The 12,087-nt window shown below is 64.9% G+C and carries 9 protein-coding genes; 3 read left to right on the top strand and 6 right to left on the bottom strand.

What is annotated here, in order from left to right; genetic code table 11:
- Positions 1–320: 320 nt before the first annotated feature.
- From VGQ44_17080 to VGQ44_17070, 3 genes are all read right to left on the bottom strand, one after another.
- Positions 321–806, bottom strand: a complete 486-nt coding sequence (locus VGQ44_17080; GenBank protein HEV8448548.1) for a Rieske (2Fe-2S) protein — start codon at positions 804–806, stop codon at positions 321–323.
- A gap of 214 nt (positions 807–1,020) precedes the next feature.
- Positions 1,021–3,666, bottom strand: coding sequence for an ABC transporter permease (locus VGQ44_17075; protein ID HEV8448547.1), 2,646 nt, complete (start codon positions 3,664–3,666; stop codon positions 1,021–1,023).
- Positions 3,663–4,004 carry a PadR family transcriptional regulator gene (locus tag VGQ44_17070; GenBank protein HEV8448546.1) on the bottom strand — a complete coding sequence of 114 codons (342 nt, stop codon included), beginning with the start codon at positions 4,002–4,004 and terminating at the stop codon, positions 3,663–3,665. Before VGQ44_17070 ends, VGQ44_17075 begins: the two co-directional genes overlap by 4 nt.
- A 371-nt stretch (positions 4,005–4,375) precedes the next feature.
- On the opposite strand from VGQ44_17070, the gene VGQ44_17065 reads away from it, so the two are divergent.
- Both VGQ44_17065 and VGQ44_17060 read left to right on the top strand, forming a co-directional pair.
- Positions 4,376–5,245 (top strand): UDP-2,3-diacylglucosamine diphosphatase, encoded by an 870-nt coding sequence (locus VGQ44_17065; GenBank protein ID HEV8448545.1) that lies wholly within the window; start codon positions 4,376–4,378, stop codon positions 5,243–5,245.
- Positions 5,139–6,212 (top strand): glycosyltransferase family protein, encoded by a 1,074-nt coding sequence (locus tag VGQ44_17060; GenBank protein ID HEV8448544.1) that lies wholly within the window; start codon positions 5,139–5,141, stop codon positions 6,210–6,212. The genes VGQ44_17065 and VGQ44_17060 overlap by 107 nt, the downstream gene beginning before the upstream one ends.
- Here the strand turns inward: VGQ44_17060 and VGQ44_17055 are convergent.
- Genes VGQ44_17055 through VGQ44_17045 form a run of 3 tightly spaced genes read right to left on the bottom strand, consistent with a single transcriptional unit; the run spans position 6,201 to position 10,273 of the window.
- A complete protein-coding gene (locus VGQ44_17055; GenBank protein HEV8448543.1) occupies positions 6,201–7,601 on the bottom strand; it encodes an alpha-L-fucosidase in 1,401 nt (466 codons plus the stop codon). The two genes, VGQ44_17060 and VGQ44_17055, sit on opposite strands and share 12 nt — an antisense overlap.
- Complete coding sequence (locus VGQ44_17050) at positions 7,598–8,194, bottom strand: YdeI/OmpD-associated family protein (GenBank protein ID HEV8448542.1); 597 nt, start codon at positions 8,192–8,194, stop codon at positions 7,598–7,600. Before VGQ44_17050 ends, VGQ44_17055 begins: the two co-directional genes overlap by 4 nt.
- A gap of 6 nt (positions 8,195–8,200) precedes the next feature.
- Positions 8,201–10,273, bottom strand: coding sequence for a M13 family metallopeptidase (locus tag VGQ44_17045; GenBank protein ID HEV8448541.1), 2,073 nt, complete (start codon positions 10,271–10,273; stop codon positions 8,201–8,203).
- Between the two features lie 116 nt (positions 10,274–10,389).
- On the opposite strand from VGQ44_17045, the gene VGQ44_17040 reads away from it, so the two are divergent.
- Complete coding sequence (locus tag VGQ44_17040) at positions 10,390–12,036, top strand: M1 family metallopeptidase (GenBank protein HEV8448540.1); 1,647 nt, start codon at positions 10,390–10,392, stop codon at positions 12,034–12,036.
- Positions 12,037–12,087: the final 51 nt, after the last annotated feature.

The raw sequence follows: 12,087 nt of genomic DNA, 5'->3' as shown, positions 1-12,087 counted from the left end.
GCTCGAGAAGCACCGACGACCTGTCGTTTCCCTTGAGATCGCGATATTCCTGAAACTTGCCGAGCGACAGCGAATCCGGACGCGTCGTATAGGACCGCGGTCCAAGCTCGGCGGCGGCCGAGAACGTGCCGCTGCCGGGGGCGAGTACCACATCGCCAGCGCGATGCCCGTCGCGACCTGAACGAGGAACACCGTTAGCGTCGCGCTGCCGAGCGTATGCCACCAGGTGAGGCCGCCGGGCATCTTGCGGTCGAGGAGATCGCGTTTGATGCCGGCCAGATCGATGCGTTCGTCGATCCAGCGCGTGAGCCCGTTCACCCTCAGGCTTCCACACGTTCGGGGACGCCAAGCCGGAAGTCGCGATATCGGACGTAGACCGCGGCGTCACGAATCTGGACCTCGAGCTCGTCGAGCGGGCGCGGGGGCGGGCCGGCCAGCACCGCTCCCGTCTTCACGTCGAACTGACCACGATGGCACGGACACGCGAACGTCTTCTTGTCGGGAGCGAGCATGTACCCGCAGCCCAAGTGCGTACAGTGTCCATTGTACGCCTTGAACGTGTCGCCGTCTTCGGTGTAGAGCCACACGCTCATGAGCGCACGGCTCTCGATCCACGCGTCGTCCTGCGACACGACGAAGTCGACGCGAATCGGAACGCCGATGTCGAGCGTCGCCGTATCGTCGGCGACCTTGATCCAGTCCTGCGTTTTCTTCGTCTGGAGAACCGGCGAAATGAATGAGCCGAGCACCGGCACGCCGACCAGGACGCCGATGATGGCCGCACCGGCGCCACTGACGATGCGCATGAAGCCTCGGCGTTCGATGGCGGACGGCTCTGGTCGGGGGGGAACATCTCGAGCTTCGACGCTGTCCGGCACATCACCTCCCCACGCAGCAAGGGTCGGGCGGCAAGACTTCCCTGGACCAATGTTCCGTCTGATCGAGGAAAAAGTCAGTCAGGGTTAGCCTTACATAGGTAAAAAAACTCCTCTCAGGATTCTCTGATCGTCCGTTGGGGGCTCAATCACCGCGCAGCGCGATGACCGGATCGATTCTCGTCGAGCGGCGCGCGGGAATGCCGCTCGCCATCACGGCGACGATCGTCATCACCGCGGCCGCGAACGCGAACACCGTCGTGTGAACCGTGCCGAGCGAACCGACTGTCGCGGCGAGGACGCGCACGGCGCCCGCTCCCACGGCGAGGCCAACGGCTAGTCCCACCAGGAGCAGCGCGGCAACCTGGACGCCCACCATTCGCAGCACGTCCGCCGTTTGCGCCCCGAGAGCGATGCGCACTCCGATCTCCTTCGTGCGCTGCGCGACCATGTACGCGAGCACGCCGTAAAGGCCGATCGCCGCGAGCAGCGACGCGACCACCGCCAGTATCCCCAGGAGTTGCGTGGCGGTCTCCTGACTCTTGAGCGGCCCTTCGATGTAGTCGGCCAGCGGCATCGTGCGGAACGTGGGCACGCTCGGGTCCACCGATTTCACGGCCTGTGAAATCGACCTGACCGCCTCGTCGACCGAGCCGGCGGTTCGCACGAGGAACGTGTAGCCATTCTCCGGCCGAAAGACCTGCCGGACAGGAACGAAGAAGAACGGAGTCGGTGGCTCGGTCACCCGGTAGTTCTTGGAATCATGCGCGACACCGACGATGGTGAACCATCGCCCCCACCCATGCACGCGCACACCGAGTGCGGCGTGATCGTGCATGAATCGCCGAACGAACGCTTCGTTGACGATCATCACCGCGGTGTGCGCGGAGTCGTCGTCCGCGGTAAAATCACGACCCGCGATCAACGGAATACCGAGCGTCTTGAAGTAGTCGGGGCCGATCGCGGCGCGAAACAGCTTCATGTTCTCGCTCGGCTCGGGAGTGTAGCCCTCGACGCGCAGATCTTCCCACGATCCGGAGCCGAGGCTGAGCGGCACGTAGTCGGTGTAGCTCGCCGCCGTGACGCCCGGCGCGCGCGCCAGCCGCTCACTCACGTCACGCAGAAATGCGTCGCCGTGCGCCGAATCGTAGCCGGCCAACGTGATGCTCACCGAACCCATCGCGACCTGCTTGGCCGAAAAACCGGGCGACAGCGCGCGCGCTTGTCGGAAGGCGTCGTAGAAGACGCCGGCGCCGACCAGCGCGACCACCGCGAGCGCCATCTCCGCAACGACGAACGCCGCGCGCATCCGCGCCGTGCGTGTCCCGCCGACCGAGCCACGACCGCCCTCGGCGAATGCCTCTGCCGCATTCTCACGCGACCCCAACACCGCCGGCGCGATGCCGGCGAGTATCGTCACGACGGCGGCGAGCGCGATGGCGAGCGCGAGGACCTGACCGTCCACGTGCGGCGCGAGCACCGCGCGCGACGAGAACGACGGCAAAAGGAATCGAAGCGACCGTGACAGCCAAAACGTGCAGAGCAGGCCGAGCGCGGCCCCGCTCAGCGCGAGCACGGACGCTTCCGTCAACAATTGGCGCAACAAACGCGTGCGTGGAGCCCCGAGCGCCATTCGCAACGTGAGCTCCCGTCGACGACCGGTCGCGCGCGCGAGGAGCAGGTTGGCGCCGTTCGCGCAGACGATGAGCATCACGAGCCCGCATGCCGCGAGCAGCACGCCGATCGGCGCTCGCAGCGCATCTTGCAGACCCCAATGTGATTGCCACACGGGCATCAGGCGTCCGCCCATGCCCTTGCTGACGTCGCCGTTGGCTTTCGCCATGCGCGTAGCGAACGACTCGACCTCGGCGCGCGCGGCGTCAAACGTCACACCGTCGGAGAGGCGAGCGAACACCCGAAAAGTTCTCGTGCCGCGATCGTCGAGCCACCACGAGCCTGTCGGCACGATCTGACCGAGCATGCCGGCTGGTACCCACAGGTCGACTTCTTCGCCCGGCATGGATCCGTGAAAACCTGGTGGCGCGACGCCGATGATAGAGAACGGAAATCCGTTGACTTGCACCACGCGTCCGCGGATCGACGAGTCGCCTTGGAAGCGCGTCTTCCAAAGATTGTAGCCGATGACGATCGTCGGCTGGCTGCCGGCGTAGTCGCCCGGCGGAAACGTCCGACCGAGCGCCGGCGCGACGCCCATCACATCGAAGAAGTTGGCGGACACGAGCTCCGCGGGATGCCGCTCGGCACGCGTCCCGTCGCCGAGCGCGACGCCCATCGGATACGCGGCAGCCAGTCCATCGAAAGACTTGAGGTAGCGTCGAAAATCACGGTAGTCGAGCCACGACGTCGGCGTCCAACTGCCCGACGACGTCGTCGTCTCGAGCGCCATGACGCGGCCGGCGTCGTTCGCGCCGGGGAGCGGATTGAGGAGCACCGACCGCGCCCAGCTGAAGACGGTCGTCGTCGCCGCGATGCCGATCGCCAGCGTGAGAACGATCGTCGCCGAGAGCACCGGAGCCCGGCGTAGTTGGCGGAGCGCGTAGCGCGCGTCCATCGCGACCGACTCGGCGGTCGGCCACTGCCACACGTCGCGGCCCTGTTCGACGACGTTCGTCACGTTGCCGAACGCGCGGCGGGCGGCCGACGCGGCGTCCGCGCGCGACATCCCCTGCGCCATGAGAGCATCGATCCGCTCTTCGAGGTGCGAGCGAACCTCATCGGACAGGTCGTCGTACACCTGCCGCCGTCGGAAGAGTCGGTCGAAGAGGCTCATCGATCCTCCAGCGCGAGGATGAGATTGATGCCCTGAAACATGCGGGCGAAACTCGAGATCTCGTTGGCGAGATGCTTCGTTCCGGCGCGTGTGAGCGAGTAGATGCGAACACGCCGATTGGTGGACGACACCCCCCACTCGGCGCTCACCAGACCGTCCTTGAGCAGACGCTGAAGCGCCGGATAGAGCGAGCCTTCTTCGACCTGCAGCAGGTTGCGGGACGCTTGCTGGATGCGTTGCACCAAAGCGTAGCCGTGCATCGGCTCCTGTTTCAGCAAGCGGAGCACCATCATCTCCAGCGCGCCGGGAAAGAGATCGCGTGCGGCGGTGTCGGGCATGGCGAACGAACCAATTCGAGGGAGGACGACTGGCCTATTTGCTCAAGGCCTAGAGCAAACTAGGGTCGCCACGGGTGTCATGTCAAGGCATCGTCGCGCGTTGACGGCGTCGATCGATCACCGCGCGGGAAATCCTGGCGCGTCTCCGCTGGCGGCGAGGAAGGCATCGGCGTCTTCGATCTCGATGCTCCGAGCTCGTCGAGCGGTGTATCGACGGCCAGCGTCAATCGGCGCGTCTGGAAAGCGCCCGGAGCCGCCGTTTGTGACGGTTCTGCGTCGATCGCGTGACGATTGGCCGATGTCGGTGCCGCGGCGGGATTCCAGTTGTGATAATATCGTGGGGCTCATCCTGCGACCCGCGACAACCGTCTATGAACTATCGCGCGATTTGGATATCCGACGTTCACCTGGGCACGAAACACGCCCAGGTCGGCAAACTGCTCGAATTTCTCCGCGACACCGAATCCGCCCACCTCTACATCGTGGGCGATTTCGTTGATGGGTGGCAGCTCCGCCGCAAATGGTTCTGGAACGACGAGCACAACACGCTGATCCAGAAACTGCTGCGCAAGAATCGCAAACACACCCATGTCACGTTCATTACGGGGAATCACGACGAGTTTCTGGAAAAGTTCTTCGGAATCCCGTTCGGCACGGTGCGGCTCGTCGAGCGCGCCGTGCACACCGCCGCGAACGGAAAGCAGTACCTCGTCATCCACGGCCATCAGTTCGACGGGCTAGTCCACTTCAACCGCGTGCTCGAGCGCGTCGGGACGGTGCTCTACGACAAGATTCTCGACCTGAACGTCTGGATCAACCGGATTCGCCGGAGCTTCGGTTTCGGATACTGGTCGTTCGCTTCATATATCAAGCTGCGGGCGAAGCGCGCGGTGAAGTACGTGACCGACTACGAAGACACCATGCTTCAGTTCGGCCGCAAGAGTGGAATGGCGGGGGTCATTTGCGGGCACATCCACCGGCCGGAAATCCGACAGGTCGGTGACATGGTATACATGAATTGCGGGGATTGGGTCGAGAACTGCACGGCGCTGGTCGAGGATTTCGACGGCAACATCAGCCTCATTCGATTCCATGAAAGTGATGTTCACGGTGCAGGGCGAAGGTCGCGGCCACATGACGCAGGCGATCGCGATGCAGGAGATGCTGCAGCGGCGCGGCCATCACGTCGCCGCCGTCCTCGTCGGGTCCAACCCGAACCGGAGCCTGCCGGCGTTCTTTGAGGAAGCCTTTGCGGGCCGCGTCCAGGCAATCCAAAGTCCCGGGTTCGCCGTGCCCAATGGTCGCGGCATTTCCCTCCTCCGCACGGCCACCAACGCCCTGGCCAACGCTCCGACCTTTCGCCGCAGCCTTCGCGCGATCCACGAAAGGGTGACGAGCGTTCAGCCCGACCTGATCGTCAATTTTCTCGAGCCGCTGCTCGGCGTGTACAACGCCGCGCGGCGGCATCGCGTGCCGGTGCTCGCCGTCGGCCACCAGTTCATGCTGGACCATCCGGCGTTCGTGCAGGACCGCAAGCGATCGCTGGATCGCATCGGGATGGGCGCGTACGTCGCGCTGACCGGGACGCGGTCGGCGAAGTTGGCGCTGTCGTTCTACAAGGCGCCCGATCTGCCGAATCGACGACTGTTCGTGTGCCCCCCGATTCTTCGCCGCCAGCTCTTCGAGCAGCGCGCGGACTCGTTCGACGGCCATCTCCTCGTCTACCTGCTCAACGCCGGCTACGCGGGCGACATCGTCAACTGGCACCAGGAGCACCCCGAAGTGCCAGTGCACTGTTTCTACGACAAGCCCGGCGCACCCGACGAGGAACGCGTCGACTCGCACCTCACGTTCCACAAGATCCACGGCGAACAGTTCTTGCGCCTGATGGCGTCAGCGCGCGGCGTCGCCTGCACAGCCGGCTTCGAATCAGTGAGTGAGGCCGCGTACCTCGGCAAGCAAGTGCTCATGATCCCGGTCGAGAATCACTTCGAGCAGTTCCTCAATGCTTGCGACGCCGAGCGAACCGGCATCGGGTTGGCCGATACGACGTTCGCGCTTTCGCGACTGCTCGAGCCGGTGCGTCCCGAAGTAACGGCGACCTTCCGCGAATGGGTCGATCGGGCGGAGGCGATCGCGATGAATGCCGTCGAGACCGTGGCTGGTTTTCTGAGCGCCAACAATGACCCGACCCGTCTAGCCGAATAGCTTGACCGTCACGGCCTCGGGCGTCGCGACCGCGTCTTCGATCGTGAGGCGGATGCGGCGCAGGCGGGTCGGGGGAAAGCGGTCGAGCTTCGTGTAGCCAATGGTCGTGCCGCTCGACAGGTTGTGCCACGCGTCGCCCTCCGCCTCCGCGCCCTCGAGATTGTATCGTGCCACTCGTTGGCCGCGGGCGACGTTCTCGGCGAGACGGGCGACGCTCACGGTCACGGGCTCGGCGAGGTCGATCTCGAGGCGCGCGGTGCGATCGCCGGTCACACGCCACTCGTGCCGCCGCGCGCGCGCGAGGTCTTCGGCGAAGCGTGCGTCGCGCTGCTCGCGGAACTCGCGTAGGCGAGCGACGTCGGTCGGATGCAGCAGTCCGTCGCGCGTGGGCGGAACGTTGAGCAGCAGTTTTCCGTTCCGGCCGACCGACGTGAAGTAAAGGTTCATCAGCTCGTCGACGGAGCGCACGCGAGAATCCTCGCTCGCGTGATGGAACCAGCCGGGGCGAATCGAAACGTCCACCTCGGCCGGGCGCCAGACTGTGCCGAGTGGATCACCGTGCTGGAGCGAGTCGATGATGCCGGGGCCGTCGGCGCCGGGAAACGTGACGACTGAAGGATTCACGGTCGACCAATTGGGCTCGCCGGCCACACCACGCTCGTTGCCGCACCAGCGCACGTCGGGTCCGGCGTCGGAGAACATGACCGCGTTCGGCTGCAGCCGCCGTACGGTGGACCACACGCGCCGCCAGTCATAGACCTGCTTCTTCCCGTTCGGCCCCTCGCCGTTCGCCCCGTCGAACCACACTTCGGCGATCTGTCCGTAGTGCGTCAGCAGCTCCGTGAGCTGATCGATGTAGAGCGTGTTGTATCGAGCGGAGTCGCCGTACGCCGGGTTGTTGCGATCCCACGGCGAGAGATAGAGGCCGGGCTTGAGCTCCTCGGCGCGGCACGCGTCGACGAATTCACGCACGACGTCGCCGCGGCCGTTGCGGAAGGGACTCGACGCGACCGAATGCCTCGTCGTCGCGGTCGGCCAGAGGCAGAAGCCGTCGTGGTGCTTGGCCGTGAGGATCATCGCGCGGAAGCCGGCGTCGCGCGCGACGCGTGCCCATTGTTTGGCGTCGAGCGACGTCGGCGCGAATGAACGCGGTTCCTCGCGGCCGTCGCCCCATTCGCGATCGCTGAACGTGTTGACGCCGAAGTGGAGGAACATCGACAGCTCGTCGCGCTGCCAGTCGAGCTGCGACGGCGTGGGCCGCGGCCGGTTGTTGGCCATCGGTCCCACCTCTTCGCGAGTCCGCACGCACGCGGCGACGGTGGCGGTCGCGGCAACTCTCACGAACGCGCGCCGCGACAGGCCTCCTCCGCTTTCGCGCGCGCCGCTCATCTCATGTACTTCCAGTTCCTCGCTTTTCCTTCGGCCATCCATTCGATCGCCTGCGCCAGACGCTTGTTGCGCGTCGCATCGGTCTTCGCCTCGGTCAGCCATTCGACGTACTCGCGTCTGTGGCTCGGAGAAAAGGCGTCGTAGGCCGCCGCCGCTCTCTGGTTCTTCTTCAGCGCGGCTGTGAGGAAGGCCGGTGTGCGAAGCGGTGTTTTCCGTTTCGGCGGTTTGCGCTCGACCTTCGCCCCCGTGTCGTTGAGTTCCTTCGCCTTTTTCAGATAGCCGACGAGCTGCTTCTTCGGCGGCAGGTCGGCGAGCCTAGCGATGCGTCCGAGCTGATCGGTCGGACGTTCACTCTTGAACTCATCGCCGAGGACGAGCGGCGACTTCCAGAATCCGAAGACGCAGTACTTCTTGAACGCCGACATCCCGCAGAACATTCCCTTGTAGTCGAAGTGCGGGGACTGCCATTTGATGCCCTCGGTCACGTCGGGCACGACTTCGTGCACGGTCGCTCGCAGATACTCGAGGATCGGTTTGGCGTAGTCGGGCGCCTTGGCGATGTACGCGTCGACGCGCGCGTCCTTGGTGCCCATGGCCTGTTACCAGAGATGTGGGACGACGTTGGCGGACCGCACCATCGGATCACCCGGCTTGCATCCGAACGCAGCGGCAAAGGCGGGGAAGTTGGAGAGCGGGCCGTTGTCGCGCCAACGCTCCGGGGCGTGCGGATCGACGACCGCGCGCGTGCGCATCGTTTCGGGGCGGTTGTGCGTGCGCCAGCTTTGCGCGTACGCGATGAAGAACCGTTGCTCGGGCGTGAATCCGTCGATGAGCTGCTTCGGCCGGCCGTTTCGCTGTAACGCGCGCTGCAGCGCGTCGTATCCCGTGAGGATGCCGCCGAGGTCGGCGATGTTTTCGCCCTCCGTCAGCTTGCCGTTCACGTGGATCGTGTCGATCTGGATGTAGCCGTTGAACTGATCGATCACTTTCTGCGCTTCCTTCGTGAACTTGAGTGAGTCGGTCGGCGTCCACCAATCGCGCAGGTTGCCCTGCGCGTCGTAGTGACGGCCTTCGTCGTCGAATCCGTGCGTGAGCTCATGACCGGCCCAGCTCCCACCCAAGGCTCCATAGTTGGCCGCGTCGTCGGCGTTCGGGTCGAAGGTCTGCGGCACGAGCGCGCCGGCCGGGAACACCATCTCGTTCTTGGTGGGATCGTAGAACGCGTTGACGGTCGGAACGGTGATTCCCCATTCCGTCGTGTCCACCGCGCCGCCCGGCCGATTCGCCGTCCGCTTCCACTCGAACGCGTTCGCGCGCACGACGTTGACGACGAACGGCCCGTCGGTCGTCTCGAGCGCGGAGTAATCGCGCCACTTGTCGGGGTAGCCGACTTTCTCGTGCATCTTGGCCAGTTTGTCGAGCGCTTGCTTCTTGGTCGCGTCGGACATCCAATCGAGCTTCTTCACGCGCTCGCCGAACGCCGCGCGGATGTCGTCGATGACCGCGCGCGCGCGGGCACGTGCTTGGGGCGAGAACGTTTTCGCGATGTACGCCTGTCCCAGCGCCTCGCCGATCAAAGCATCCGTCGTGCGGGCGCAACGCTTCCAGCGCGGCAGCAGTTCCTTCGCGCCGCTGAAGTGCGCGTTGAACTTGAAGTTCTCGTCGACGAACGGTTTGCTGAGGTACGACGCCGAGCTCGAAAGCGCGTGGTAGCGCAGGTACGCCTTCCAGTCGTCGAGCGGCGTGTTCGTGATGAGGGCGTCGACCCGCTTCAAGAACGCGGGCTCGGCCACGTTCACCTTACCGACCGGAACCGTGACACCGACTCCTTTCAGATACGCCGCCCAATCGACGTTCGGAGCGGTGTCGTGGAATTTTGCCATCGTCATCACGTGGTCGGTCGCGGCGGGATCGCGCCGTTCGACCCGGGTGAGCGACGCCTTGGCCATCTCCGTCTCCAGCGCGAGGATCTTACGGGCATCGGCGCGAGCCGTCGTGGCATCCTCGCCCGCCAGCGTCAGCATCTTCGTGATATGGTCGACGTAGAACGTGCGCGTCGAGTCGGACGACTTGTCGGTCTTCGTGTAGTAATCGCGGTCGGGCAAGCCGAGCCCGCCGGCGTCGAAGCCGGCGATGTAGCGGGAGGCGTCGTGCACGTCGACCTGCGCGTAGTACGCGAACCCGACGTCCGCGCCGCCCATCTGCATGTGACCGATCGTCGCGATCAGCTGCGGCCGCGTCTTGATCGAGTCGATAGAAACGAGGATCGGTTTGACGGGATTGAACCCGTCGCGCTCGGCCGCCGCCGAGTCCATGCACGTCGCGTAGAACGTGCCGAGCTTCTTCGTCGTGTTCTGTGCCGGGAGTGAGGCACGCTTCGACATCGCGTCGTCGAGCACCGAGCGCACCGCCAGCTCGTTCCGGTCGCCCATGTCTCGGCCGACGCCCGACGACGAGTAGGCCGCCGGAATCGTGTCGTGAGCGAACCACGCGCCGTTGGCGAAATCGAAGAAATCGACGCAGGCCTTCGCGTTGCGGTTCATGTAGGCCGGGTCGATGACCTTGAGCGGCGGAAGCGCCTTCTGCGCCGAGGCCGATGCCGACGCGGCCGCCAGGACCACCGCCGACAGGATCGTGGAGCCGGCGTGGCGCCAGCGAAGATTCGGATTCATCGTTGTGGTGGCATTGGGGTATGGTCTCGTCGAACGTAGTCCCCGGCTCGAAAGCGGTCAAACGCCGCGACGGGCAGCCGCCGGAACCGACCTACCTGAACCTCTACTTTCGATAGATGCGATCACTCGCACGCTCATTGGTCATACTCACGCTGCTCTCCACCGCGTTCGCCGGACGGGCGGCCGCACAGCGTCGGCCGCGCCCCTTCACGCACGCCGACACGCTTCGTGGGAGCGATGGACCCGGGCGGGCCTGGTGGGATGCGACGTTCTACGATTTGCACGTCGCCGTGAGTCCTTCCGACAGCAGCATTCGCGGCTGGAACGCCATCACCTATCGCGTCCTCAAGCCGGCGAGCCCCCCCGAGATGCAGATCGATCTCCAGATGCCGCTCGAGGTGGACAGCATGGTGCAGAGCGGCAAACGCGTCACGTACCGCCGCGACGGCAACGCATTCTTCGCGGCGGTTCCATTGCTGCCCGCGGGTGCGTCGGGCACAGTGACGGTTTTCTACCACGGCAAACCGCGCGCGGCGATGCGTCCGCCCTGGGACGGCGGCTTCATCTGGCAGCAGGACAGCCTCGGCCGGCGTTGGGTCGCGACGGCGAACGAAGGACTCGGCGCGAGCGTGTGGTGGCCGAACAAAGATTACCTGGCCGATGAACCGGACAGCCAGCGGATCGCGATCACGGTGCCGGACTCGATGATGGACGTCTCGAACGGCCGTCTGCGGGCGACGAGGCACAATCCGGACGGCACGACGACGTACGAGTGGTTCGTCACGGAGCCGATCAACAATTACGACGTGGAAGTGAACGCGGGTCAGTACGCGCACTGGAGCGACACGTTCAACGGGGAGAGCGGCCCGCTCACGCTCGACTTCTGGCCGCTCTCCTACCACGCCGACACCGCCAAGGTGCAGTTCCAGCAGGCGAAGTCGATGCTCGCCTGCTTCGAGCACTGGTTCGGCCCGTACCCGTGGTACAAGGACGGCTACAAGCTGATCGAGGCGCCGCATCTGGGCATGGAGCACCAGAGCGGCGTAGCCTACGGCAACAAGTTCAAGAACGGCTACAGCGGACGCGATCTATCGGGCACCGGTGAAGGACTGACGTGGGACTTCATCATCGTGCACGAGAGCGCGCACGAGTGGTGGGGGAACAGCATCACGGTGAAAGACGCGGCCGACGAGTGGATCCACGAAGGCTTCGCGAACTACGCCGAGGGACTGTACGCCGAATGCAAGGATGGGAAAGAAGCCGGCGCGCAGTACATCATCGGGAGCCGCCGCAACATCCGGAACGACGGGCCGATCATCGGCACCTACGGCGTGAACTCGGAAGGGTCGGGCGACATGTACTACAAGGGTGGAAGCATGTTGCACACGATTCGCCAGCTCGTGGCCGACGACGAGAAGTGGCGCTCGATCTTGCGCGGCATCCAGTCCCGGTTCCGGCACCAAACAGTGATGGGACAGCAGATCGAGGACTACATGATCCAGGCATCGGGCCTGAATCTCAAGCCGGTCTTCGAGCAGTACCTGACGACGCCCAAGGTTCCAGTTCTCGAATACAAGCAGACGACGGGGGGCACCGCGTACCGATGGGCGGAAGTGGTACCTGGCTTCGCGATGCCGGTGCGCGCGAACGGCGTGCTGATTCATCCGACGGAAGCGTGGAAGACCATGCCGCACGTCGACACGCTCGCCGTGGATCCGAACTTCTACGTCGTTACGCGGAATCTCGATGGGACGACCGGGTGACCGGAAAACCGGGCACCGGGATACCGGAACGGCGTACGCTAGGACGCCGGG

This window comes from Gemmatimonadaceae bacterium, assembly GCA_036003045.1.
Classification (GTDB): domain Bacteria; phylum Gemmatimonadota; class Gemmatimonadetes; order Gemmatimonadales; family Gemmatimonadaceae; genus JAQBQB01.
This window is presented reverse-complemented; position numbering and strand designations above follow the sequence as displayed.